The organism is Kribbella sp. CA-253562 (genome assembly GCF_050942265.1).
In the GTDB taxonomy this organism is placed as follows: Bacteria; Actinomycetota; Actinomycetes; order Propionibacteriales; family Kribbellaceae; genus Kribbella.
Genome location: NZ_CP192049.1, coordinates 7,122,737 through 7,147,136, shown reverse-complemented (window position 1 = coordinate 7,147,136; position 24,400 = coordinate 7,122,737). Strand labels below are relative to the sequence as shown.

General features: G+C 68.9%; 23 protein-coding genes, 1 tRNA gene and 1 pseudogene. 12 read left to right on the top strand and 13 right to left on the bottom strand.

Going from position 1 to position 24,400, the window contains the following annotated elements; translation table 11 throughout:
- Positions 1-411: 411 nt before the first annotated feature.
- The 5 genes and pseudogenes from ACQPXM_RS33775 to ACQPXM_RS33755 form a co-directional block, all read left to right on the top strand.
- Positions 412-2,817: a type IV secretory system conjugative DNA transfer family protein gene (locus ACQPXM_RS33775; RefSeq protein WP_432941520.1), complete on the top strand. Its 2,406-nt coding sequence runs from the start codon at positions 412-414 to the stop codon at positions 2,815-2,817.
- Between the two features lie 4 nt (positions 2,818-2,821).
- Positions 2,822-3,607, top strand: a complete 786-nt coding sequence (locus ACQPXM_RS33770; RefSeq protein WP_432941515.1) for a replication-relaxation family protein — start codon at positions 2,822-2,824, stop codon at positions 3,605-3,607.
- Positions 3,604-4,698 (top strand): DNA-methyltransferase, encoded by a 1,095-nt coding sequence (locus ACQPXM_RS33765; protein WP_432941512.1) that lies wholly within the window; start codon positions 3,604-3,606, stop codon positions 4,696-4,698. The genes ACQPXM_RS33770 and ACQPXM_RS33765 overlap by 4 nt, the downstream gene beginning before the upstream one ends.
- Positions 4,699-4,703: 5 nt before the next feature.
- Positions 4,704-5,027 (top strand): toxin-antitoxin system HicB family antitoxin, encoded by a 324-nt coding sequence (locus tag ACQPXM_RS33760; protein ID WP_432941509.1) that lies wholly within the window; start codon positions 4,704-4,706, stop codon positions 5,025-5,027.
- A 156-nt stretch (positions 5,028-5,183) separates the two neighbouring features.
- Positions 5,184-6,275, top strand: a pseudogene (locus ACQPXM_RS33755) (recombinase family protein); the annotation flags it as partial.
- A 297-nt stretch (positions 6,276-6,572) separates the two neighbouring features.
- On the opposite strand, the gene ACQPXM_RS33750 reads toward ACQPXM_RS33755, so the two are convergent.
- The 7 genes from ACQPXM_RS33750 to ACQPXM_RS33720 form a co-directional block, all read right to left on the bottom strand.
- A complete protein-coding gene (locus tag ACQPXM_RS33750; protein ID WP_432941507.1) occupies positions 6,573-6,908 on the bottom strand; it encodes a hypothetical protein in 336 nt (111 codons plus the stop codon).
- Positions 6,874-6,949: transfer RNA gene (locus ACQPXM_RS33745), tRNA-Arg, on the bottom strand. The genes ACQPXM_RS33750 and ACQPXM_RS33745 overlap by 35 nt, the downstream gene beginning before the upstream one ends.
- 85 nt (positions 6,950-7,034) lie before the next feature.
- Entirely contained in the window at positions 7,035-8,342 is a 1,308-nt protein-coding gene (locus ACQPXM_RS33740; protein WP_432941505.1) for a hypothetical protein, read from the bottom strand.
- A 94-nt stretch (positions 8,343-8,436) separates the two neighbouring features.
- Complete coding sequence (locus ACQPXM_RS33735) at positions 8,437-9,042, bottom strand: META domain-containing protein (RefSeq protein WP_432941503.1); 606 nt, start codon at positions 9,040-9,042, stop codon at positions 8,437-8,439.
- 55 nt (positions 9,043-9,097) lie between these two features.
- Entirely contained in the window at positions 9,098-9,592 is a 495-nt protein-coding gene (locus ACQPXM_RS33730; RefSeq protein ID WP_432941501.1) for a SigE family RNA polymerase sigma factor, read from the bottom strand.
- Positions 9,593-9,684: 92 nt separating this feature from the next.
- Positions 9,685-11,055: an alpha/beta hydrolase gene (locus ACQPXM_RS33725; protein WP_432941498.1), complete on the bottom strand. Its 1,371-nt coding sequence runs from the start codon at positions 11,053-11,055 to the stop codon at positions 9,685-9,687.
- 157 nt (positions 11,056-11,212) lie between these two features.
- Positions 11,213-11,770 (bottom strand): hypothetical protein, encoded by a 558-nt coding sequence (locus tag ACQPXM_RS33720; protein ID WP_432941496.1) that lies wholly within the window; start codon positions 11,768-11,770, stop codon positions 11,213-11,215.
- 242 nt (positions 11,771-12,012) lie between these two features.
- Between ACQPXM_RS33720 and ACQPXM_RS33715 the strand changes: the two genes are divergently transcribed.
- From ACQPXM_RS33715 to ACQPXM_RS33700, 4 genes are all read left to right on the top strand, one after another.
- Complete coding sequence (locus ACQPXM_RS33715; protein ID WP_432941494.1) at positions 12,013-12,699, top strand: hypothetical protein; 687 nt, start codon at positions 12,013-12,015, stop codon at positions 12,697-12,699.
- Positions 12,700-12,738: 39 nt separating this feature from the next.
- Entirely contained in the window at positions 12,739-12,879 is a 141-nt protein-coding gene (locus tag ACQPXM_RS33710) for a hypothetical protein (protein ID WP_432941491.1), read from the top strand.
- A 57-nt stretch (positions 12,880-12,936) separates the two neighbouring features.
- Positions 12,937-13,578 (top strand): alpha/beta fold hydrolase, encoded by a 642-nt coding sequence (locus ACQPXM_RS33705; RefSeq protein ID WP_432941489.1) that lies wholly within the window; start codon positions 12,937-12,939, stop codon positions 13,576-13,578.
- 69 nt (positions 13,579-13,647) lie between these two features.
- The gene (locus tag ACQPXM_RS33700) at positions 13,648-14,133 is read left to right on the top strand and encodes a GNAT family N-acetyltransferase (protein ID WP_432941486.1); all 486 of its coding nucleotides are present in this window, start codon (positions 13,648-13,650) and stop codon (positions 14,131-14,133) included.
- A 100-nt stretch (positions 14,134-14,233) separates the two neighbouring features.
- Here ACQPXM_RS33700 and mscL read toward each other — a convergent pair whose 3' ends face one another.
- The 3 genes from mscL to ACQPXM_RS33685 all read right to left on the bottom strand — a co-directional run bounded on the left by mscL (position 14,234) and on the right by ACQPXM_RS33685 (position 15,882).
- Positions 14,234-14,662 carry a large conductance mechanosensitive channel protein MscL gene (gene mscL / locus ACQPXM_RS33695; protein ID WP_432941483.1) on the bottom strand — a complete coding sequence of 143 codons (429 nt, stop codon included), beginning with the start codon at positions 14,660-14,662 and terminating at the stop codon, positions 14,234-14,236.
- 198 nt (positions 14,663-14,860) lie between these two features.
- Positions 14,861-15,472 (bottom strand): Flp pilus assembly protein CpaB, encoded by a 612-nt coding sequence (gene cpaB / locus ACQPXM_RS33690; RefSeq protein WP_432941480.1) that lies wholly within the window; start codon positions 15,470-15,472, stop codon positions 14,861-14,863.
- A 71-nt stretch (positions 15,473-15,543) separates the two neighbouring features.
- Positions 15,544-15,882 carry an FmdB family zinc ribbon protein gene (locus ACQPXM_RS33685; RefSeq protein ID WP_432941477.1) on the bottom strand — a complete coding sequence of 113 codons (339 nt, stop codon included), beginning with the start codon at positions 15,880-15,882 and terminating at the stop codon, positions 15,544-15,546.
- Positions 15,883-16,045: 163 nt separating this feature from the next.
- On the opposite strand from ACQPXM_RS33685, the gene ACQPXM_RS33680 reads away from it, so the two are divergent.
- Complete coding sequence (locus tag ACQPXM_RS33680) at positions 16,046-18,382, top strand: hypothetical protein (RefSeq protein WP_432941474.1); 2,337 nt, start codon at positions 16,046-16,048, stop codon at positions 18,380-18,382.
- Here ACQPXM_RS33680 and ACQPXM_RS33675 read toward each other — a convergent pair.
- Positions 18,342-18,803 carry a DUF1203 domain-containing protein gene (locus tag ACQPXM_RS33675; protein ID WP_432941471.1) on the bottom strand — a complete coding sequence of 154 codons (462 nt, stop codon included), beginning with the start codon at positions 18,801-18,803 and terminating at the stop codon, positions 18,342-18,344. The genes ACQPXM_RS33680 and ACQPXM_RS33675 overlap by 41 nt on opposite strands.
- 99 nt (positions 18,804-18,902) lie before the next feature.
- On the opposite strand from ACQPXM_RS33675, the gene ACQPXM_RS33670 reads away from it, so the two are divergent.
- Positions 18,903-21,434, top strand: coding sequence for a penicillin acylase family protein (locus tag ACQPXM_RS33670; RefSeq protein WP_432941468.1), 2,532 nt, complete (start codon positions 18,903-18,905; stop codon positions 21,432-21,434).
- A gap of 3 nt (positions 21,435-21,437) precedes the next feature.
- Here the strand turns inward: ACQPXM_RS33670 and ACQPXM_RS33665 are convergent, their stop codons facing one another.
- Positions 21,438-22,364 carry a phosphotransferase family protein gene (locus ACQPXM_RS33665; RefSeq protein WP_432941465.1) on the bottom strand — a complete coding sequence of 309 codons (927 nt, stop codon included), beginning with the start codon at positions 22,362-22,364 and terminating at the stop codon, positions 21,438-21,440.
- Positions 22,365-22,390: 26 nt separating this feature from the next.
- Positions 22,391-22,942: a 5-formyltetrahydrofolate cyclo-ligase gene (locus tag ACQPXM_RS33660; RefSeq protein WP_432941462.1), complete on the bottom strand. Its 552-nt coding sequence runs from the start codon at positions 22,940-22,942 to the stop codon at positions 22,391-22,393.
- A gap of 66 nt (positions 22,943-23,008) precedes the next feature.
- Here ACQPXM_RS33660 and ACQPXM_RS33655 point away from each other — a divergent pair, with 66 nt between their 5' ends.
- Entirely contained in the window at positions 23,009-24,397 is a 1,389-nt protein-coding gene (locus tag ACQPXM_RS33655; RefSeq protein ID WP_432941460.1) for a UTP--glucose-1-phosphate uridylyltransferase, read from the top strand.
- The last annotated feature ends 3 nt before the right edge of the window (positions 24,398-24,400 follow it).

Genomic DNA, 24,400 nt, shown 5'->3' with positions numbered 1-24,400 from the left:
GCCGCGCGACTCAGTGAGCATATGGCTCGTCAGATGTAGAGACCGGGCGCCTGTGTTGATTCCCAGGCGCTTCGGCGTCTTGTTCGGTCTTTGTTCGGGAGATTGCCTCAATAATTTGGCCGACGAGATCCGTATAAATAGAGCAAGACATCGCGACGTTTTGCCTGTAGCAAGGCGAAAACATCGAAACTGGTTGCTGGCAAGTTTTGAACAGCAAGCGTTGGGATTGTGCATATCACATTGGGAAGGGGGTTCACGTATGGGACGAAGGATCAGGGGCACAGCAATCAAGAAGGAGCAGCCGGAGGTGCGCCTGTACGTCCTCGCCCTTATCGCGTTAGCGCGCCAGCTTCAGGAGGAAGAGGAACGGACAAGCAAGGCGGCCTCTGAGCCCACGCGGGAGCCGGCCGAATGATGGGCTTAGAACTACTCCTGGCCCTCTGCGCCTGCGGCGTCGCGCCGATCCTCGGCGTGCCGACGGTGCGGCGACGCAACCAACGGCGCTGGCGAGATGAGCTGGTGGTGTACGAGCTGCGATTCCCCCGCGGACTCGACCCGGCAGCAGTGTCGGCCTTCTTAAATGGATTGTCGGGCCTCGTGGCACACCGTCTGGTGCGGCCGTTTGTCGTGCGAGCGGTGATGTTTGAAGTCAGCGCGACGGCGGCCGGTATCCGGCATCACCTGCTGGTTCCGAAGTCGCTGTCGCACGTGGCGCTGTCGGCGCTGCGGGCTGCCATGCCGAGTGTTGGTGCACACCCCGACTCGGACTACCGAGGCAACATACCGGCACTGGCAGCCGAGCTGGGGATGTCCCATCACGGCCGCAGCTTGACTACGGATCAGGCGGTCAACGTCAGCACCGCCCTATTGGCGAGCCTGTCGCCGTTGGAGGCGGGCGAGCAGCTGAGGGTGCAATGGTCACTGTCGCCGCTGGGTCCGGTGGCGCTGACTCCGCGAGTGACCCAGCCGCCCATAGCCGTTGCAGTCTGGGATCTGCTCAACGGCCGAGCCGAGCCGCGATCGGCCGATCCGGAGGTACTGAAGGCTGCGCGTACGAAGGAGCGCGCACCGCTATTTGCTGCCACCATCCGAGTCGGCGTCACAGCCGGCCCTGCCCGCAGCCGGTCACTACTGCTGCGAAGCTTGGCGGCCTTCCATACTGCCAACGCGCCAGGGGCTCATTTACAGCGGCTGGAGCGGTCGAGCCGTCGGGTCGGGCAGGCCTTGCGCGATCACCGGCTGCCGCTGCTGAGTTGGCCGTGCACCCTTAACAGTTTGGAGCTAGCCGGTCTGCTCGCCTTCCCCGCGGGCGCGGTGGTGCTGCCGGGCTTGCGGCTGGGTGGGGCCCGTCAGTTGGCTCCGGCTGCTGACGTTCCCGCGGCGGGTCGGGTGGTGGCACAGGCGACATTCCCGGGCGCGGAGCGACCGGTGGCCTTGTCGGTGGCCGAGTCCATGAAGCACCTGCACGTGATCGGGCCGACCGGTTCCGGGAAGTCGTCCCTGCTGTGTGGCCTGATCGCCCAGGACATGGCGGCCGGACGCGGCGTGCTGGTGATCGAGCCGTCTGGCGACCTGATCTCAGACGTGCTCGACCGAGTGCCAGCCCAACGTGTCAAAGACGTGGTCGTCCTCGATCCGGCGGACGAGACGCGGCCGGTCGGCTTCAACGTCCTGGCTGGCGCGGAGGCTGCGCCAGAGCTGGTGGTGGACCAGGTGGTGGGGATCTTCCACGACTTGTACCGCACCAGTTGGGGACCGCGCACGGATGACATATTGAGGTCGGCGCTGCTGACGCTGGTTAACGAGCCCGGTGCGACCTTGGTAGACCTGCCGCTGCTCCTGACCGATCCAGGGTTTCGCCGCCGCCTGGTCGGACGAGTGAATGACCCGGTGGCGCTGGGTCCGTTCTGGGCCTGGTATGAGGCGCTCAGTGATGCCGAGCGGGCCCAGGCCATCGGGCCAGTGATGAACAAGCTGCGAGCGTTCCTGCTGCGTCGCCGCTTGCGCAACGTGCTAGGGCAGGCTGAGCCTGCGTTCGATCTAGAGCGGGCGCTGGCTGATCGCCGAATCGTGTTGGTGCCGCTGACCAAGGGCGTGCTCGGAGAAGAGGCGGCGGCTTTGATTGGGGCGCTGGTGATAGCCCGCTCCTGGCAAGCGGCGCTGGGGCGAAGTGCTGTCGCGCCTGCCGACCGGCCCGTGACGTTTGCCTACGTCGACGAGTTCCAGAACTATCTGCGCCTGCCGACCAGCATCGCGGACGTCCTGGCCGAAGCCCGCAAGCTGAAATTTGGGCTGACCCTGGCCCACCAGCACCTGGGGCAGCTACCGGCCGAGATGCAGAAGGCTGTGCTGGCGAACGCCCGGTCGCGGGTGATCTTCCAAGCATCGGCGGCGGATGCCAAGGCGCTGGCAGCCGAGCTGAAGCCACACCTGTCCGCCGAAGATCTCCAGGGGCTGGGTGCGTACGAGGTGGCGGTGTCGCTGTCGGCGGGGGCACGAATCGCGCCGCCCCTGACGGGTCAGACTTTGCTGCCGCCTGCTCCCACGGGCAACGCCGCAGCCGCCCGTCACTACTCCCGACAGACCTACGGCCGGGACCTGGTCGAGGTCGAGGCGGCGATCCGGGAGCGTCACGAAGGCCGATTGCCCCGGCGGCGGAACCGGCCGGCGGGAGGTGCGCTCATGACTATCCAAAGCCACATCCTCCCCCTTCCGATCGCTATTCCGGTCGCGTTGAGCTGGCTATCGCCTTCGCGCAGGTCAGGCCGCAGGACCAAGTCAAATCTCGCGCTGAAAACCGTCCTACTCAGGGGGTGACATCATGAGCCGCCCGTATGTCACCACCAAACGACTCGAAGCCCTGAAGCACCGCTTGGTGGGTCGGGACTGGATGATCCTGGCCACCCTCGACCGGGTGCGGCTCGCGACCACCGGACAGCTCGAGCGGCTGTGTTTTGACGACGTCAGCCCTCGTCGTGTCCGCCAATGCCTCGCGTCCTTGGTCGAGCGGGGCGTCATCACGCGGTTGGCCCGGCCAGTGGGCGGCGTGCGGGCCGGATCGGCGGGACACGTCTACACCCTCGACGTCGCGGGATCACGGCTGCTTCACCCAGACCGGACACCCCGGCGGCCCGACGACCCCGGCCGTCGCCTGCAAGCTCATAGCCTGGCGGTCACTGAGCTGTACGTGCGGCTGGTCGAGGCCGACCGTACCCCGGAACTGGACCTGCGCGACTTCACCGCTGAACCGGTCTGCTGGCGGCCGTTCGCCGGGGCCTACGGCCGGTCCATCCTGAAGCCCGATGCAACCGTCGTCATCCGCCAGGGTCGCTTTGAGGATCGCTGGTTCATCGAGGTCGACCGGGCCACTGAGGGCCTGGCTGTGATCGCGAGCAAGTGCGAGCAGTACCGCCGCTACTGGCAGACCGGCACCGAGCAAGCCCGGTTCGACATCTTCCCCCGCGTGCTGTGGTTGGTCCCGGACGAGCACCGCAAGGAAGCGATCGTTGGTGTGCTCGGCCGTCAACCGGCGGTGAGCTGGCCGCTGTTCGTGGTGGCGTTGTTTGACGAGGCGGTGCCGCGCATCGCCCAGGGGGCTCATGTATGAAGGCGGCACCCCGAAACACGATTCTCATCGGGGACGCCGTCGAGCGCCTAGCAGAGCTGCCAAGCTCAAGCGTCGATTGCGTGGTGACCTCACCGCCCTACTTCGGACTGCGTGACTACCACGTCAGCGGGCAACTCGGCGCGGAGCCAACCGTCAGTGACTGGGTGCGGAACCTGCAAGCCGTCTTCCACGAGGTGGCGCGGGTGCTGGTGCCGACTGGCTCGGTGTTCCTGAATCTGGGCGATTCCTTCAGTCGGCACCCCAAGTACGGCGCACCTGCCAAGAGCCTGCTGCTGGCCCCGGAACGCCTGCTACTGGCGCTCGCAGATGACGGCTGGATCGTTTGCAACAAGCTGGTCTGGGCTAAGACCAACCCGCAGCCCAGCTCCGTCCACGACCGGCTGACACTGACTTACGAACCGATCTACTTCCTGGTCCGGCAGCGGTCGTACTTCTTCGACCTAGATGCCATCCGCGAACCTCACCGCACACCACCGGCTGCCCGCCCGCGCAAAACCCGCAACAGGCAGTCTGACTGGGCCGGGCCGTTGGCGACCAGCCGTCGCGGGCTGGAGGCCGGTGCGGCTGGACATCCGCTCGGCAAAAACCCGGGTGACGTCTGGCCGATCGCAACGCGCGGCTTCAAGGGCGCGCACTTTGCGACCTTTCCGCCCGACCTCGTGCGCCGCCCCGTCCTCGCAGGCTGCCCGCAGGTGGTTCGCACCAAGTGCGGCCGAGGACAGCGGCAGCTCCAAGGCACGCTGCGGTGTCAATGCAAAGCGCCGGCGCGGAGGGGCTTGGTGCTCGACCCGTTCTTCGGCACGGGCACCGTCGGGCTGGTCGCGGCCGAGCAGGGACGCGACTGGTTAGGAATCGAGCTCAACCCCGACTACGCCCGGATGGCCGAGCAGCGGCTCGGGCTGGTGCCACGGATCGAGGCGATAACTACCAATCACCTGCCGCCGGAGCCCGGTGGCTGCGAGTCCGGCCGAGGAGTTGGCGTCATGAGGGCGGGGTCCTCGTCGGTGCCGTGCGGCTGCTTGCCACATCCCACTCAGGGATGGGCAGTCGCACTAACACCGAGGAGGTAACCCTCATGGTCGAACCGACCAACGAGGCCTCAGGCGTCAAGACGCTTGGGGTCCGCGTCCCGGGCGAGCTGCACCCGCAGTTCGTCCTCGTCGCCAAACTCGACGGACTGTCGCTCAACGACGCCTGTGTGCGCGGAATTGAGCTGTACGTCGAGTCCCGGCAGTCCGAGCCGGACTTGAAGGCTCGGGTCGCAGCTGTGCTCGAGGAGATCGAGCAGGAGGCCAACAGCCGCCGCAGCGCCATCCAGGCCCTGCTCGGGCCAGCTGCCCCGGCCACGGCCGACAAACCCGCCGCCACCCGGCGGCGTGGCAAGGGGACCACGCAATAGACCGCGCGTGACCCCTGACCGGGTGGAGGGGCGGCCCCTGGCCGTCTCTCCACCCACCCCAACCCATGCAGAAAATCGGCCAGAATTGGGCGTCGGTCGAATAAGGATGGCCTTATTGGAACGGCGCGGACATGAGAATAGAATTGCAATTAAGAAATGAGGCGAAAACAGCTGTGTGGAGCCAAATCTAGAAAGGAGGGTTTGATGAATTTGCCAGCATTGAGTACGGAGGCAGTAGCCGAGCTTCCGAGCTCACCGGCGGGGCGCAGGAAGAAGCGCGCAGTCATCTATCTGCGGGTCTCAACCGCCAAGCAGGCCGCCAAGGACACCGACCCGGACGGCTACTCGATCCCAGCCCAGGAGGATGTCTGTCGTCGCAAGGCCGAAGCGCTCGACGCTGAGGTCGTGGCCGTATTCATCGACAAGGGCGAGAGCGCCAAGACTGCTGACCGGCGCGATTTTCAGCGCATGCTGACCTTCGTTAAAGCGGATGGTGACATCGACTACGTCATCCTCGATAAAGTCGACCGTTTCGCCCGCAATCGGCGCGACGACGCCAACATGATGTTTGAGCTGCAGATGGCCGGAGCGCAGCTCGTCTCAGTCAAGGAAAACATCGACGAGACTCCTTCAGGCCAGCTGCTGCACGCCATCATGGCCGGGATCGCGGAGTTCTACAGCCGCAACCTCGCCACCGAGGCGCTCAAGGGCATGACCCAGAAGGCCAAGGTCGGTGGCACGCCCGGCCGGGCTCCGATTGGCTACTGCAACACCCGCCGAAAGATCGACGGCCGCGAGATCCGCACCGTTGAGCTGGACCCCGAGCGCGCACCGCTCGTGCAGTGGGCATTCGAGGCCTACGCCACCGGCCAATGGACCATCCGCAGTCTGACCGCCGAGCTTGGAGCCAAGGGGCTACGAGCCCTGCCCAATGGCAAGAACGTGCCAGGACCGCTCCACCCCTCCCGCGTCGCCCGTCTCCTGTCCAACCGCTACTACCTCGGCGTTGTCAGCTTTCGCGGCGTCGAGTACGAAGGCCGCCACCAGCCCTTGATCCCGCAATCCTTGTTTGACCGAGTTCAGGATGTGCTCGCCATGAACCAAGCCGGGGAGAAGCAACGCACCCACCGTCACTACCTCAAATCCAGCGTCTTCTGCTTCCGCTGCGGCAGCCGGTTCTGCATCACCAACGCCAAGGGCCAGTACCTGTACCTCTTCTGTGTCGGCCGCCAACAGAAGCGCACCGACTGCGACATGCCCTACCTGCCCGTCACCGAGGTCGAGAAGGCTGTCGAGGAGTACTACCGGACCCTACGACTGCCCACCGAGCTCCAAGAGCAGGTCCGTGCCGGACTGGAGGCCGAGCTGGACCAGCAGCACGCCCAGGCCGAGCCCGAGATCCGCTACGCGAAGCGACGAGTGGACGAGCTGGAGCAGGAGCGCCGCCGGCTGGCCCGCGGCGTCGTCACTGGCGCTATACCCGAGGATCTGGCCCGCGAGGAGCAAGAACGCATCTCCCGGGAGGTGACCCAGGCTCAGCGCCTACTAGACACCGCTCAAATCGTCTTCGCCAAGATCGAGGACACGCTCAACCGGGCGCTCCAGCTGCTTGGGCGCTGCGACGAGCTCTACCGTCTCGGAGGACCCGAGACCCGGCGACTCGCCAACCAGTTCTTCTTCGAGAAGCTGCTCATCGAGGTCGTGGAGGACGAGGTCACCGTCGCCCGGGCCGTGCTGCGCGAGCCGATCGCCACGTTGCTCGCTGAGGACTTCCAGGCTCGCATGGCGGCCAACGCAACGAACCTCGGCCGTCTTTCTGATGACCGAGGTTCGAAAATGAGTTCTTTGGTGCCCCCGGCAGGATTCGAACCTGCGACGCACGGTTTAGGAAACCGACGCTCTATCCCCTGAGCTACGGGGGCGCACGTTGGGACAGCGTAGCGGAATCGGGGGTGGGCTGAGGTGCGGGGATGGGGCGTTGGAGTGGGGGTTGGACGTCGCGTGGGGTCAGCCGGTGAGGGCTCGGACGCCTAGGTGGCCGGTGATGGAGTTGTAGCGTTCGGCGTAGAGGGTGGTGCAGCGGGAGGCTGTGCAGCCGGAGCCGGCGAAGGCCAGGCCTCGGATGGTGGCGGTGGTTGAGGTGGGGCGGGAGTAGACGGGGGCGCCGGAGTCGCCGCCGATGATGGCGGTTTGGCCGTTGCGGGTGGCTCGGATGACGTAGGTGGTGCAGCCGTCGGAGTCGCAGTACTTGGCGCTGAGGGAGCGGATGGTGATGCCGCACAGTGACGTGCTGAAGGAGCCGGACTGGCAGACCGAGGCGCCGACCGCGGGGTCGCCGCCGCCCTTGACGGTGCGGGTGTCGGCGGAGTCGCCGGGGCCGTCGGTCCAGATCTTGGCGCCGTACGCGCTGCCGGTGATCAGCGCCTGGTCGTAGTCGGGGTAGTTGGTGCGGACCGACGTGGTGCCGTAGTAGTTGGAGCCGCTGCGCCAGATCGTGCCGGGGCCGCCGCAGTGGCCGGCGGTGACCGAGGCGCGGGTGTTGGTCGACTTGCGGACCACGGAGAAGCCGGCCGTGCAGTTCTTCAGCGCCGACGTGATCCGCGCGCCGCCCCAGTGGCCGCCCTTGGGGGTGTCGTTGAAGCGGGACATCCGGGCGACGCCGGTCGGGATCGCGTCGACTCCGTCGAGGTCGGCCAGGGCTGCGGCGGCGGCCGGGGAGGTGGTCGCGGGGTCGTACTCGACGACGACGTTCTCGGTGGCCGGGTCGAGGTCGGCGGTGAACGTGGTCTTCGCGGCGTCGGCGGACCAGGCGCGGGCGCCGACGGCTTTCCAGGCGGCCGCGACCGAACGCGCCGAGCGGCAACTGCGCTCGACGGTGAGCATCGGCCGGCCCTCCGCCGGGACGTGCTTCTGGACGGCGGCCTGGTACCGCTTCTCGTCGACGACCGAGTCGTCGACGACGACCTTGTAGCCCGTCTCCTGCGTGCCGAGTACGCCGATGATGCCGGCGCTCAGCCCGTACGGCAGGCCGGACGTCGGCCGGCCGGTCGCGTCCAGCGGCTCGATCGAGCGGACCGCGGCCGAGACGCCTTCGCCGAGGGCCTGGCCGAGCGGCCGGGAGTCCTTCGCGCTGGTCGGCTGGGACAGTCGCTGCGAGTGTTCGGCGGTCGTGATCGGGTCCTCGTGATTGCAGACAGCAACCGACGCGGGCGCCGGCGCGGCGAGCGGGACCGGTGCGGATCCGGCGGGTCCGGCGACTGCGACGAGTGACAACGAGCCGAGAGCGAGCAGCGGGACGGTAGCTGAGAGTCGCACTGAGCTCCCCTTATCGGTGGACTGGCCTGCGTAGATCCTTCAAGCAAGGACTCCGGATAGTCAAGAGCTGACTACTTTCCGCAAGCAAATCCCACTACCGTGCGCGAGCATAGATGGCAACTTCTCGCCCGTCGCCGGCGTAGAACTTCAGCGTCGTCTGGTCGGCCGCGATCCGGCGCGCTGCCTGGAGGACGGCGGTGTGCGGCACGTTGGCGCACTCGATCAGCCGCTGGGCGCCCGCCGTACCGGTGAACTCGCCGCGCTGGCCGATGGTGAACGTGCCGCTGATGCCGTTGCAGCCGTCGGATCCGGTCCAGGTGCCGTCGGAGTTGAAGGTCAGCGTCGGATTGTCCGGGCGGGCCATCTTCAGTCCGTTGAACCCGTCCATTGTCAGTGGTCGCCAGGTGCCTGCCAGTTGCTCCGAGACGGCGAGCGGCTTCGCGCTGGAGACCGCGGGAGCCGGCGTGGTCGCGGCGGGTGGGGGAGTGGTCGATCCGCCCAGGCCGCCGCCGAGTGCGAAGCCGGCGGTGGCGATCACGGCCACCGCGCCGACGGCGGCACCGGTGGCGACGTACGAGCGGCGCTGGGCCCGGCGAGCGCCGTCGGTCGCCCGGGTCATCAGGTCGGGGGCGGGTGGGACGGAAGCGGCGGCGCGGTCGAACGTCGCGCGCAGGTTTTCCTCGAGCTCGGTCTTGCTCACGGCAACCTCTCAACAGGGTGGGTGCTCACGGCAACCTCTGGGAACAGTCGGGTGCTCACGGCAACCTCTCGTCGACTCGGTGGGACTGTCTGGCCTTCCGCAGCGTGCTGAGCGCTCGGCTCGCCAGACTGCGGACCGAGGACGGTTTGATGCCGAGCAGGTCGGCGATCGTCCGGTCGTCCAGGTCCTGGTAGTAGCGCAGCACCAGGACGACCCGCTCGCGCGCCGACAGCGTGGCCAGGGCGCGCCAGAGATCGTCGGACGCGGCGATGTCGTTCGCTGGGTCGGGCACCGTGTGGTCGGGGTCGAGGTCGGCCGCCGGCGCCTCGGTGAACGATCGCCGCCGGGTCATCGACAGGTAGGAGTTGACCAGGATCCGCCGCACGTAGGTGTGCGGGTCGTCGGCCCGCTGCACCTTGCGCCACGACCGGAACGCCTGCATGAGCGCGATCTGGGCCAGGTCCTCGGCGCGCTGGTAGTCGCCGCAGATCGTGAACCCGAGACGCACCAGCTCCTGCCCGCGCGCGGACGCGTACTCCTCGAACTCCACTCGCAACTCCCCGGCTGGGCGTACAACACCTCACGACTATTAGACGCATCGAGGTGTGCAAGGTGCTGCGGACAATCCCGCACAGTTGCGTCTCAGCCGAGCAGGAACTGCCTGACCCGGGCCCGTCCGGTCTGGTCCACCTGGCTGCCCTGGACGCCGTGACCGCTGCCCGGTACGACGACGAGCTGCGCCTGGCGGGCGTGGTCCCGCTCCCACTCCGCCCACGACATCGGGCAGAAGAGGTCGTTGCTGCCGTGCAGGATCAGCGTCCTCGGCAGCAGCTCCTGCCCAGCCGGGTACGTCGACGCGCGGGTCGCGGGCCAGCGCAGGCAGCCCTCGACGACGAGCTGGTTGCGCGCCGTGCGCACGTCGTACGGGTGGAGTTGGGCCGGGTTCAGCCGGCGCAACGCGGCGTCGAGCAGAGTGCGGCGCTGGGCTGCCGGGGTCTCCGGCTTCCAGGGCAGGCGCAGGTCCGAGCAGAGGGTGGCCAGGTGGAGTCCGGCGGACAGTTCGTCGTACGACGCGCCGCGGCTGCTCGCTCGCTGGAACAGCTCCTTCAGCGCGGCGGTGTCACCCTGGCGGGCGTCGTTGAGGACCTTCGGGATGCCTTCGAGGGACGGGTTGACCGAGTTGAGGCTGAGGATCGCCAGGGACTCGATCAGGCTCGTGCCGTTCACCGGTACGCCGTCCAGTTCGCCGCGCTGCACCAGCCAGGCCAGGTCGGCCACGGGGTCGGTCGTACAGGCCGGGTCGCGTTTGCAGGCCGCTCTGAGGACGTCGTCGGTGTGGGCCATCAGGTCGGTGCCGAAGGGATCGAAGCCGCGGTGCGGGACAACCGAGTCGAGCACGAGCGACCGGACGCGCTCCGGGTACTTCAGCCCGTACTGCGCCGCCGTGAAGCTGCCGTACGACGTGCCGTTGAGCGTGAGCTGGTCGCGTCCGAGCGAGCGGCGGAGGAGCTCGATGTCGTCGACGGTGTCGGGCGTTCCGTAGAAGTTGACGTCAGCACCGAGCTGCCGGGCGCACGCGTCGACGGCGTCCGGAGGGGGCGTCAGGAAGTCCGAGCCGCCGACCGCGGTCTGGAGCTCCGGGCAGTCGATGCCGCGCGAGCCGGTGCCGCGCTGGTCGAACATGACGAGCTGGTACTCGCGCAGCACCGCCGGGTCCAGGTACGAGCGGATGCGGTTGAGCAGCGGGACACCGGGCTGGCCTGGGCCGCCGGTGAGCATGAGCAGCACGCCGCGAGGTGCGTCGACGTTGTTCGCCGCGGCGACTTCGAGCTGCAGCTGCCGGCCGGTCGGCTTCGAGTGGTCGAGCGGCACGTCGAGCGTCGTACAGGTGAAGCCGGACAGTCCGGGGCACTGCCGGCCGTCGGGGACCGCGTCGTCGTTGTCAGGTGGATCGGAGCAGGCGGCGGCTGAACAGCTGAGCAGTAGCGCGGCTACCAGTCGGACCAGCCGCATCCGTCCTCCTTCGGGCCCTTGCCGATCAGGGTGCAGCCAAGAAGAGAGCGGGGCAAGGGCTCTGCCACCCACCTTGCGGGTCGACCCGAGGGAGACCCGCAAGGCGGGCGGGATGACCCCGTCCCGGACGGCTTCGGGGGGCGCGTCCGGACCAGGGTCAGCGCAGGCCGAGCGACTTCAGCAGCTCGGGGGTGGTGGACCGCGGCGCGGCGAGGTCACCAGGCTTGCCCTGGCCCTCGAACGAGGTGGCCACCAGCCGGTGGCAGCCGAACGCCTCGGCGGTGTAGGACAGCACTCCGCGGTCGTTGTCGGTGAAGCGCAGGACGTAGGTCGGTCCGAGCTCCTTGGTGCAGAAGTCGGGTTTCTTCGGCTCCGGCTTGGCCGAATTGACCAGCGCGAACAGCTCGGTCGCCTCGGCGCCGGTGCGCTTGGTGGTCACTGTGGCGTAGTCCTGCCCGGACGCCTGGGCGTCGTACTGGCAGATCGTCACGCTGACCGGCTGGAAGGCCGACTTCGCCGAGCCCTTGCCCCAGACGGCCTGGTCGACGGACTTGCGGATCGCGGTGATCGTCTCCGGGCAGTCCGTGCTCGGCGTTCCGCTGGGGGTGGGCGGGGTGGCGCTGACGGTGGGGGTGGGCGTTGGGCTGGGTTGGGCGGCGGGTCCGGCGCCGGTCTCGTCACCGCAGGCGGCGGTGAACAGGAGAACAGCTGCCACTGACGACGCTCCGATCAGGCCCCGTGTCCTTGATGCACTCACGACTCGGTCCTTCCGGGTAGGCAAGGAGCACCATGATGCTGGACAGAGGTCTCGCAGACCGTGGCAGAAGTGTCACGAGGACGCGTCTATCCGGTCACGGGCCGGATCGAACGGCAAAAGCAGCACAGCTGTAACAGCTGCGCGCTGTTCACCCCCGGGAAATGCGATGATGCCGGGTGCAGCCGGAGGAAGGGACGGACGTGGGCAAGAAGAGGGACTCGGCCGAACTCGCTCGCCGGGAGCAGGAGGAGTGGCAGCTCGGGCAGGACTGGGCACGCTTCTTGCGCGGTGGGGGTGTGCCGCAGGCGCTGCCGTTGTACGGGATCGTGCTCGAGCCCGGTGAGGTCGCGTACCTGCAGACCTCGGTGCACTACGCGCGGCTGTACGGCGGCGACGGCCGTTACAACAGCAGTGGTGGATTCTTCTTCGGCAGCACCGGTTTCGTGCTCGGCATGATGGCGGCCAACGCCGCGGTGAACTCCAGCCGGAAGGCGGCGGCGCGGCGCGACATGCAGCTGCTGTGGCGCGACCTGCAGGAGGTGCAGCTGATCGCGACCAACTACCGGCTGATGACACACCTGGCTCAACGTGGGTGGTTGAGCTTCTACTACAACTCGGTGCAGGAGTTCTACCCGGACCCGGCGAACTGGACGGTGACCTTCGGCTTCCAGCAGGCCGAGCCGCTGCAGCTCGGTGGGCTGGCGACACCGACCCTGTCGGTGCTCACCGCGTGGTCGGTGCTCGGCGCCGACCGCTGGCAGAGCGAGCCGGGCATCGCGCCGCTGCTGCACGCGCCGAACCCGCAGGTCACCCCGGGAGCCGGGCCGGGCCAGGGGCAGCTCGAGGGTGGCCGGCAGAACCTGCCGCGCATCCCTGGGCAGGACTGAGCTGGGACGTGGTGACGGACCTCCCGTAATCTGGTGGGTATGACCAGCCCGTACGAGGACGACGAGCCGTTGTTTCCCGAGCAGACCCGGGACGACGACGCCCGTACCTGGGGCGATCGCGACAACGGCAGCGACGACGACGAGCGCATTCTGCGTGAGGTCCCGCCGCACCACGGCTGAGCGGCCCGCGCCTGGCTCTGACCACGCGTCTCCCGGGGGCGCGAGGAGGTGAGTGGTGTGAAGGGTGCTCCAGTGCTGCTGATCCACGGCGGACTGTGGGACGCCACCGACTCCGAGCTGTTCTGGTACCGGCCGGGGATCATGGCGGGGCTCGAAGCAACCGGGCTGACGGTGGAGGCACCGGATCGGCCGCGGCAGCCGGCGAGCTGGTCCCAGGAGGTCACCGAGTTCGGGGCGCTCCTGGCGAGTGGACTGCTGGGGCCGAAGCCGGTGACCCTGGTCGGCGCCTCCAACGGGTGCACCGTCGCGGCGCTGCTCGCGCTGGAGTGTCCGACGGCGATCGGACGGCTGCTGCTCGCGTGGCCGGCGACGGGTGGTGATCCGGAGGTCAACGCCTGGGCGCGAGCGGGGTTGATCGAGCGCGGGGCGACGCCTGAGATTGCTGACGGGTTGCTGTTCGGGGAGACGTTGCGTGGGGTGACCGACGCACAGGTGGCCTCGCTGGAACTGACTGGTGTGCTGGTCGGAGTGCTGCCTTCGGTGCCGGAGAATCCTTCGCACCAAAGGAAAACGGTCGACGAGTTGTTGCGGCTGGTGCCGTCGGCGGTCGAGTTGCCAGGGTGTCCGGAGCCACCGCGGGCCGACTTCGCGCCTTACCGGGATCAGTTGGTGGCCACGCTGCACGAGTTCGCGTCCTGATCGGGGCGGACAATTCGCGGGCGGTCGGGGTGGAATCGGGTGATGCTGGGGCCCGGTGAGGGAGGCGACATGGAGTTGCGCGGGTTCGACGTGGGCAAGGCGGCGGTGGTCGCGGGATGGGCGACCTCGGCACAGGAGGTCTCGTTGTTGTCGGGGCGGACGCAGTTTCCGTTTCCGGCCGAGCTCGCGCGGAGCTGGGCGAAGCCGGCTGACGACGTGCGGTGCTACCTGTACTACGTGAGTGGTGAGCCGGTCGGGTACGGCGAACTGTGGCTGGACGACGAGGAGGACGAGGTCGAGCTGGCCCGGATCATCGTGCGGCCGGGGTCGCGGGGACGGGGGATCGGGACGGCGTTCGTGAAGGCGTTGCTGGGTCCGGCGCTGGAGGCCGGGTACTCCGGCGTGTTCCTGCGGGTCCGGCCGGACAACGACGTGGCCATCCGGACCTATCGGCGGGTGGGCTTCGAGTACGTCGCGGCCGATCTGGCCGACGAGTGGAACAAGGACCAACCGGTGGCCTACACCTGGATGCAGTACCCGACAGCCGCGGGGTGAGGCGACCGCCCGAGCTTCCTGTGCGGCCCTGCCCGGAGCGAGCACCGGATCCCCCCGCTTCCGGGCCGGGCTGCTCGGGCAAGGCGTGAACCCAGGTGGACTACTGCTGACGGGCCTTGAGGGCGTCGCGGATCTCGACCAGCAACTGCTGGTCCATGGTCAGCGGCTCCGGTTCGGGCTGGGGTTCGCCCTTCGCGGCGGCCGCGGCGGCGCGCCGGTCCTGGATCTTCTTCATCGGGACGACGAGCACGAAGTACACGACAGCCGCGGTCAGGAAGAACACGATGAAGGCGTTGATGATCGCGGCGAAGTCGATCGTGGACTTGTCGTTGCCCTCCACGATCGTCCAGGCCAGCCCCTTCACGTTGGTGCCGCCGAGGGAGGCGACCAGCGGGGTGACCAGGTTGTCGACGACCGTCTTCACCACGGTCGCGAAGGCGGTGCCGATGACGACGGCGATCGCCAGGTCGAGCACGTTGCCGCGCATCAGGAATTCCTTGAAGCCCTTGAGCATTCTTTCTGCCTCCACGAGAGGGTCCCGGTGGACCCGCGGCGAATCTGTACCCGGACAAGGTAGGACGCTGTCCGGAGGCAGGCGAGGGACCGCGCCGGGAGGCCTGCGGATCGTGGTCGCGGATGTCCGCTGAGTGACGTTCGCTGGGGCTGGGGCTGCGGCTGCGGGCTGCGGCTGTGGCTTTGGGCTGCTCCTGACACGCCGGCGACCGGCTCAGCTGGTGTCGGGAGTGAGCGCCACGCTGATCCTGGTGTTGGTGGTCGACTGCGCCAGCCGAGCGGCAGTGGCGGGAGACGTGGCGAGCACGACCAAGGCACCGCCGGAGCTTCGGGTCGGCGTCGGCAGCGCGAGAACCGGGACCGCGGACGCCAGCCGGGTGGCGGAGACGTCGGCGGTGGCCGAAGCGGCGTACAAGTCGACGCGGTCGCCGGGGCGGAGCAGGGCCGCGATGTCGGCGTCGTCGAGCCGGAGCGGATAGGCGAGCAGGCCGGATGGGACCGCTGTCGGGGTCAGGAAGCGGGCGTCGGTCAGTGGTTCGCCGGACCGCACAGCGGTGGCGAGGACGCGTTGGGACAGGTCCGCCCCTGGGCGCAGGGTGCCGCTGGGCACCAGCGCCGCGGGGAGCCGGAGCGTGCGGAGGTCGCTCGCCGACGGTGTGACGCCGCCGGGAAGATCACGAGCGGCGGCCAGCACCGGAGTCGAGGCCGCCGGTGGAGGGGAGAAGGTCGCGAGGCCGAAGTAGACGGCGGCGGCCGCGAACAGGCCCGCCAGGAGACGGCGGTGCCAGCGGGCGGCGCGGAGCAGGTCGTGCCAGAAGTTCGTCATGCCAGGGAAAGTACGAGTTTCCCTGGCTGAGCCGATTCAGTTGTCCACAGGCCCGCCCGGAAGGGCGAGGATCAGGCGGCGCTGGTGGTGCTGGAGCCGGTCGAGGACGAGCCCGAGGTGCTCGACGTCGACGAGGACGACTTCGACGAGTCGGAGGACGACGACGAGCCGCCCGACGAGGAAGAGGCCGAGGCCGACGAGTCGGACTTCGCGCTGACCGTGCTGGTGCTCGACGACCGGCTGTCGGTGCGGTAGAAACCGGAGCCCTTGAACACGACGCCCACCGCGTTGAACACCTTGCGCAGCGTGCCCTGGCAGTTCGGGCAGACCGTGAGGGCGTCGTCGGTGAAGCTCTGCCGGACCTCGAGCGCTTCGCCGCAGTCGGTGCACTGGTACTGGTACGTCGGCACGTTCTTCCCCTTCAGGACGTTGGCACTCCTACTACTCGACTGCTAATAATGCGCCAGAGCGCCGAAGTATTCCAACTCGGATCCACACCGGCGGTCCGGAGCGGGTTTCTGCAGGTTCCTGCGAACCTGCAACCCGATCGGCTCCGGCGAGCGTCTCCTCAGCGTGGGGTCACTGGGGAGGGACCAGAACAAGGGTGGGCGCGAGCAGGTCGGCCGGGTGCTGCCGGGAGCGGCGATCTGGGCCGGTGGCGGAGCGCTGCTGGCGGTCTACGACACGCCGTGGAGCGCGATCCTGGCGTACAGCGCGTACCTGAGCCTCGGGATCATGGTGCCCGGAGTTCTGCTCTGGCGCCTGCTGCGCGGCAACCAGGACGGATTCGCCGCCGACCTGGCCTTCGGCACCGGCCTCGGCTTCGCCCTGTCGATCCTGACCTACCTGCCGGGCCGGGCAATCGGCTTCCCCTGTCTCCCGGTCGCGGTCCCGCTGCTGACCATCGCTGCCTTCGCAGCGCTGAAGAACCTCCGCCCGTACTGGCGCAGCAACCGGTCACCGCTACCCCTGTGGTGGGCCTGGTCCGTCGCGGCCGCCGCCGGACTCGGCCTGTGGGTGATCACGCGCAGCGGACTCCAGATCGAGCCGATGACCTTCCCGGACGCCTCCTTCCAGTACAGCGACATGCCGTACCAGCTGGCACTGGCGGCCGAGCTGAAGCACCACCTGCCCGGTCAGATCCCGTTCGTCATCGGTGAGTCGCTGAACTACCACTGGTTCCTCCACGCGGAGGCCGCCGCGGCCAGCTGGCAGACCGGGATCGAGCTGGACGTGCTGCTGCGCCGCCTCATCCCGATGACCGCCGCCCTGGTCCCGATCCTGTCCGTCGCCGCGCTGGCGACCCGGCTGGCCCGCAAGTCGTGGGCCGGTCCGCTGGCGGCCTGGCTGCTGCTGACGGTGACCAGCCTCGACGTCTACGGGTGGGGCGGCCGCGACCAGATCAGCCAGGCGGCGTACTCGAGCGGTGTCCTGATGTACAGCCTCACCCACGCCTTCGCCGTCGTACTGGCGTTCCCGGTTGTCTGGGTGATCGTCTGCCTGCTCCGCAAAGACCCCGGTCGGGGCAACTGGGTCCTGCTCGTCGTCGGACTGGCAGCGCTCGCGGGGGCGAAGGCGTCGTTCGTCCCGATGCTCGCCGCGGCGGTGCTGCTGGCCGTCGTCGTGAAGCTCGCGACCGAGCGCCGCGTCGACCGGACGTCGCTCGGACTCGGTCTGGCAGTCCTCGCAGCGTTAAGTTTCGCGCAGTTCGTGCTGTTCAGTGCCGGCGCGTCCGGGGTCGCCTTCGAGCCGGGCCAAGCCTTCCGGATCGCGGCCGGTCGGCTGGGCTTCGGGAGCCGCTACAGCGATCACTTGGCAGCCCTCGCCGTCCTCGGTACGACGGCCGCCACGCTGCTCGTCTCCTGGTCGCTGGCCGGCCTCGGCATGCTCGGCTTCCTCCGCGACGGCAAGTGGAAGGACCCGGCCGCCGTCTTCCTAGCCGGCTTCGTCCTCACCGGCATCGCGGCGGCCTCCCTCCTGCGCCACCCAGGCCTGAGTCAGCTCTACTTCCTCCGGGCCGCCTTCCCGATCGCCATCGCCGCCTCGGTCTGGGGCCTGACCCTCCTGCTGAGCGGGTTGCGCCTCCGGCAACTCGTGCCCCGCATACTCGGCGCCTTGGTAGCCGGTATGGCCCTGGCGGAGGTCATCGCCACGTTGGCCTCCCGTCGACCGCGCAGGGAGCAGGGCATCCTCGCCGTCAGCGTTCAGTTGCTCTGGCCCTGGGCGGCCGTCTTCCTGGTGGCCGCACTGGTGACTGTCGTGCTCAGACGTACGAAGGAGCGCACGGCAGCGCTCGGACTGGGCATCCTGCTCGTCCTCGGAGCTGCCACGGTCAGCATTCCGCAGACGATGCTGACGACCTTCACCGACCAGGTCTGTGTCGGCGGATCCGATCGGCCCGAGTGCCGCCAGACCAGACGCCAGGTCCCGACCGGCGGTGCCGAGGCGGCCCGCTACATCCGCGAGCACTCCGCGGTCAGCGACCGGCTCGCCACCAACTCGCACTGCATGCCGGTCTACACCGCGAGGAAGTGTGACGCGCGCAACTTCTGGCTCGCCGGGTACGCCGAACGCCGGGTCCTGGTCGAGGGCTGGGCCTACACCCCGACCGCACAGAGCCGGAAGGACAGCGACGCCGCCGTCAACGGCCCGTTCTGGGACCCGGCACTGCTGCAGCTGAACGACCGGGCGTTCAAGCGGCCGACCAAGCGCGTCCTGGACCAGCTCTGGACCCAGTACGGCGTCCGCTGGCTCGTGTTCGACACCAACCTCGACTGGCCGCCCGCCCAGCTCACCAGCCTCGCCGAGCACCGGTACACCGCCGGCGCGGTCGCGGTGTACGCGCTGACCGCGCCGACGGACGGTCCGGTCAGGCCCGGCGAACCGAGAAGTTCCAGCACCCCGCGATGACGTTCCGGACGTGGACGAGCGCGACCTCCGGGTCGTCGAAGAGCTGCTTCAGCTCGCCCTCGCTGGTCCCCGGCTCAGCCAGTACGCCGTCCAGCATCTGCCCGGCCGCGTCGTACGGGCGGAGCACGGCGCGCCGCTCGCGGAAGTCGGCGGGGAAGTCGGGACCGGCGTACCCGGGACACGGGTCGGCGTGCACGAAGACCGGTCCGACCTCGGCGTACGGGCCGCCGAGCGCGGACGGCCGGTAGGCGATCAGGGCGATCCGTTCGCCGTCGGTGGACAGCCGCAGGCAGCAGCGCAGCGGCGCGCCGGCTCCGGACTCGCGGGCCACCAGCGGGTTGCCGTGGTCGTCGTGGCCGTTGCATCGGATCCGGTCCAGATCGGTGGCCGGAACGGGCAGGAACTGAAGTTCGCTGATCATGACTGTGGAACGTCCCGGCGGGCGGAAGTGTGAGTACGCAGCGTTAAGGACCGGTATCAGCATTTGGGGTGCGCGGCGGCATTCTCTACGGTTGGGTCCGTGCGTCGCCTGCTTCGGTTCCTCGTCATCAGCGGAATAGCGCTGGCCACCCTGCTGCTCGTCGTGGCCGGGACCGGCATCTTCGTCGTCCGCCACTCCTTCCCCTCCTACGACGGCACGATCGAGCTGAACGGCCTGGAGGCCGACGTCGAGGTGGTCCGCGACGCCAACGGCATCCCGCAGATCTACGCCGACAAGCCGGCCGACCTGTTCGCCGCCCAGGGCTACGTGGCGGCCCAGGACCGGTTCTTCGAGATGGACTTCCGCCGGCACGTCACCTCCGGGCGGCTGGCCGAGCTGTTCGGCCGGGACGCGCTGGAGACCGACAAGTTCGTCCGCACGCTCGGCTGGCGCCGGGTCGCCGAGAAGGAGCTGGGACTGCTCAGCCCGGCCACCCGGCAGTACCTGGACGACTACGCCCGCGGCGTCAACGCCTACCTGGACCAGCACTCCGGCTCCGGCCTCAGCCTCGAGTACGCCGTACTGTCGCTGAAGGGCACCGACTACCGGCCCGAGCCGTGGACGGCGGCCGACTCGCTGGCCTGGCTGAAGGCGATGGCCTGGGACCTCGGCGGCAACATGGACGAGGAGATCACCCGGACCAAGCTGGCCGCGACGCTGCCGGCCAAGACCATCGACAGCCTCTACCCGGCCTACCCGTACGACCGCAACGAGTCGATCCTGTCCAGTGGCTCGGTCGACGACAAGGGCAAGTTCACCACCGCGCCGGTGAACAGCCAGGCGCCGGCCCGGGCGATGTTCAGCAAGAGCCTGCTCAAGTCGCTGGACAGCGTGGACAAGGTGGCCAAGGGCCTGCCGCTGCTGCTCGGCCGCGGTGACGGCATCGGCTCCAACTCGTGGGTGGTCTCCGGCGAGCACACCACCACCGGCAAGCCGATGCTGGCCAACGACCCGCACCTGGGCGCGACCATGCCGGGCATCTGGACCCAGGTCGGGCTGCACTGCAACAAGTTCAGCCCGCAGTGCCCGTTCGACGTGTCCGGCTTCAGCTTCTCCGGTCTGCCGGGTGTGGTGATCGGCCACAACAGCGCGATCTCGTGGGGCTTCACCAACCTCGACCCCGACGTGATGGACCTGTACCTGGAGCGCCTCAGCGGCAACAGCGCGCTCTACAAGGGCCGGCTCGAGCCGCTGCAGCTGCGCACCGAGGAGTTCAAGATCGCCGGCCAGAAGGAGCCGGAGCGGATCGTGGTTCGGGAGAGCCGGCACGGCCCGCTGATCTCCGACGTCGACGACGACGCCAAGGAGACCGGCGAGCTGGCCGCGAAGGGCAAGAGCACCGAGGCGTACGGCATCGCCCTGCGCTGGACCGCGCTCACCCCGGGCCGGACCGCCGACGCGATCTTCGCGATGAACAAGGCGCAGAGCTGGTCGGCGTTCCGGACCGCCGCGACCCTGTTCGAGGTCCCGTCGCAGAACCTCGTGTACGCCGACCGCGAGGGCCACATCGGCTACCAGGCGCCGGGCAAGGTCCCGCTGCGCCGGGTCGGCACCGGCGACTGGCCGGTCCCCGGCTGGGACCCGCGCTACGACTGGGCCGGCTACATCCCGTTCGACGCGATGCCGACCGAGTTCGACCCGGCCGACGGCGTGATCGTCACCGCGAACCAGGCCGTCGTCCCGAAGTCGTACCGCTACCACCTGACCAACGACTGGGACTACGGCTACCGCTCCCAGCAGATCCTCGAGCGGATCCAGGCGGCCGGCAAGCTGGACGTGGCCGCGATGTCGTCGATCCAGCTCGACACCAAGAACCGCAACGCCGAGATGCTGGTCCCGTACCTGCTCCGGATCGGCATCCCCGACGACTTCGACAAGCAGGGCCAGGACACGCTGAAGGGCTGGGACTTCACCCAGCCGGCCGACTCCGCGCCGGCGGCGTACTTCAACATCGTCTGGCGCAACCTGCTCGCCGACACCTTCCACGACCAGCTGCCCGAGGCGGTCTGGCCGGACGGCGGCTCGCGCTGGTTCGAGGTGATGCGCAACCTGGTCCGCCAGCCGAACAACTCTTGGTGGGACGACCTGCGCACGCCGCAGCGGGAGAGCCGCGACGACATCATGCGCGAGGCGCTGGTGCAGGCGCGGGCCGAGATCACCACCAAGATGGCCCGCGAGCCCAGCAATTGGCAGTGGGGCCGGCTGCACAAGCTGACGCTCACCAACCAGACCCTGGGCACCTCCGGCATCGGTGTGGTCGAGAAGCTGTTCAACCGCGGCCCGTACGAGCTGGGTGGCGGCTCCTCGGTGGTCAACGCGACCGGCTGGGACGCCTCCGAGGGCTACGGCGTGACAGCGACCCCGTCGATGCGGATGGTGGTCGACCTGTCCGACTTCGACAAGTCGCGCTGGATCAACCTGACCGGTGTCTCCGGCCACGCCTTCACCGACAACTACACCGACCAGACCGACCTGTGGGTCAAGGGCGAGACGCTGCCGTGGGCGTTCAGCAAGGGCGCGGTGGAGGCCAGGCGTGAGCACACGCTGACCTTCACCAAGCCGGAGCGCTAGCCGCTAGACCACGTCGTTGGCGAACGGCATCTCCCGCCAGTTCGCCACGAAGGGCTCCAGCGTCTCGGCCATGCCGGCCGGCATCTGGGGCAGCAGCGGCAGGCAGATGATCAGCTGGAAGGCCCTGGCCAGGTCCATCGCGGCCACGGCCTTCTGGTCGAGCTGGGGCCGGCCCAGCTCGGCCGCGGCGTCGTTGTAGACCTTGCTGAACTCCGGACCGACGCTGGCCAGGTCCCACTCCAGAGGGCCGAGACAAACATCCTCGAAGTCGGACCAGAGCACACCGTCGGCCGTCGGGATGATGTTGTAGTACGGCGCGTCGCCGTGCAGCGGCTGGACGTGCGAGCCCGGGAACGCGCGCTCCCAGCCCTCCCGGGTCGTCAGCACCGGCGCCACGGCGTCCCACTCGCGGCGTACCCGGTCCACGTCGGCGGCGGTCAGCAGCGGGGTGTCCGGACCCAGTTGCTCGAGCCCCTCCGGTACGACGGCTGTCACCGGCGCGAACCAGGGCAGCGCGCCGGGGTAGCTCTCCAGCAGCTTGTGAAGCTCGGCAGCGCGAACGAGGCCCTGCACGTAGTCCGGTTCGGTCGACTTGTCGTGCTCCACGTACTCCCAGAAGGACATCGACAGCCCGTCGCGCTGCACCGATCGCAGCGGGACCAGCGGGCTCGGCCGGACGACCAGTTCGCCCTGGTCGAACACCCACTGCGCCACCTCGAGCTCCCGCTGCTGGCGGACGCCTGCCTTCGCTGGGTCGCGCAGAGCGCCCGGCAGGACCACGGGGACGCGAGCGACGACCGGAGACGGCTTGAGGTGGACCACGACCGAGAAGACGTCGTACAGGACGGTCGGCTCGGTCACTTCGAGGCCCAGTTCGCGTCCAGCGGCTGCGGCGGCCTCCACTGCCTGGGCGGTACGTTCCGAAGTCATCCGGACATCCAACCAGTCCGGGCTGGTCAGGTCAGACGAATTAGCCCGCTCGGCGTGAGCGCCGCATGGACCGGCCGGTCGTGCGGGTCACTCGGCAGGTGGTCGAAGATCTCGGTGTCGTACACCGCCGCCCACACCGGTACGCCGGCCGGGACGCGCGCCAGCGCCCGGTCGTACGAGCCGCCGCCGCGACCCAGCCGTACGCCGGTCCGGTCGACGGCCAGGGCGGGGCAGATCACCAGATCCGCCGTCGCGATCGCCTCCGGCCCGAGGTCGACCCGCGGCTCGGACAGCCCCAGCCGCCCCGGGACCAGGTCGGCCGCACCGGGCGCCAGACCCCAGCCGAGGTCGTTGTCGGCGTACAGGATCGGCAGGAGCACCTCGTGGTCGGCGGCCAGCAGCCAGTCGATCAGCGAGCCGGTCTGCGGCTCCGGGCCCATCGACACGTACAGCGCGACCCGCCGGGCGAGCAGGACGCACTCGGTCGCCCGGGCCGCCTCCAGCAGGGGCCGGCTGGCCGGGAGCGAGCGTCGAGCGTCCAGAAGCGACTGCCGCACGGCAGCCTTGGTGGAGATCACCCCCGGATTGTATGAACCACGACACGCCCCCGATCGTCTGCACACCCCTTCGCCTAGGGTTGGCGCATGAGTGAGGCAGGGCTTCAGCAGGCACAGGACAAGATGCGGGCGGCCGGCGCCGCCGAGGTCGCGATCAACGTCTTCTCGCACTACTACCGGCTGCTCGAGGCGGGTCAGCAGGGCACGATCCGCGAGGACGAGATCGAGCCGGTGGGTGACCTGCCTCACCTGGACCACCTGGACACCGACGCCGACGCGATGCGCGCGGCGCTCGCCGAGACCGTGGTGATCAAGCTCAACGGCGGCCTGGGCACCTCGATGGGCGTCACCGGGCCGAAGTCGGCGCTGCCGGTCAAGGACGGCCTGAGCTTCCTCGACATCATCGCCCGGCAGATCCTCAGCACCCGCAAGCAGTACGACGTACCGCTGCCGCTGGTGCTGATGAACTCGTTCCGCACCAAGGACGAGTCGCTGGCCGTGCTCAGGCAGTACGCCGACCTGCCGGTCGACGGGCTCCCGCTGGACTTCCAGCAGAACATGGAGCCCAAGCTGCGCGCCGACGACCTCACGCCGGTGGAGTGGCCGGACGACCCCGAGCTGGCCTGGTGCCCGCCGGGTCACGGCGACCTGTTCACCGCGCTGGTCGCCTCCGGCACGCTGGACAAGCTGCGCGAGCAGGGATTCCGGCACGCGTTCATCTCCAACGCCGACAACCTCGGCGCCACCCCGGACGGCCGGATCGCCGCCTGGATGGCCGAGCACGACGTCCCGTTCGGCATGGAGGTCTGCCGCCGGACCCGCTCGGACCGCAAGGGCGGGCACGTCGCGGTGCGCAAGTCCGACGGCCGGCTGATCCTGCGCGACAGCGCCCAGGTGCACGCCGACGACAACGCGTCGTTCCAGGACATCACCCGGCACAAGACGTTCAACACCAACAACCTGTGGATCGACCTGGACCGGCTGGCCGAGCTGATGGACGGCCACGACGGCGTGCTCGGGCTGCCGATCATCGTCAACCGCAAGACCGTCGACCCGGCCGACCCGGACTCGCCGAAGGTGATCCAGCTGGAGACCGGCATGGGCACCGCGATCGAGACCTTCGAGGGGTCGCAGGCGGTTCTGGTGGACCGCAGCCGGTTCAAGCCGGTGAAAACCACCAACGACCTGCTCGTGCTGCGCTCGGACGTCTACGACCTGGACGACTCCGGCGACCTGACCACCACGCACGAGGGCGACGAGCCGTACGTCGACCTGGACCCGGACTACTTCAAGATCCTGGCCGACTTCGAGGCGCGGTTCCCGGCCGGGCCGCCGTCGCTGGTCCGGGCCGACCGGCTGGAGGTCCGCGGCGACGTTGCCTTCGGCAAGGACGTGGTGGTGGTCGGCGACGTCGAGGTGAGCGCGCCGGACGGCGAGCGGCTGGAGATCGCCGACGGGACCGAGCTGCGCGGCTGACAT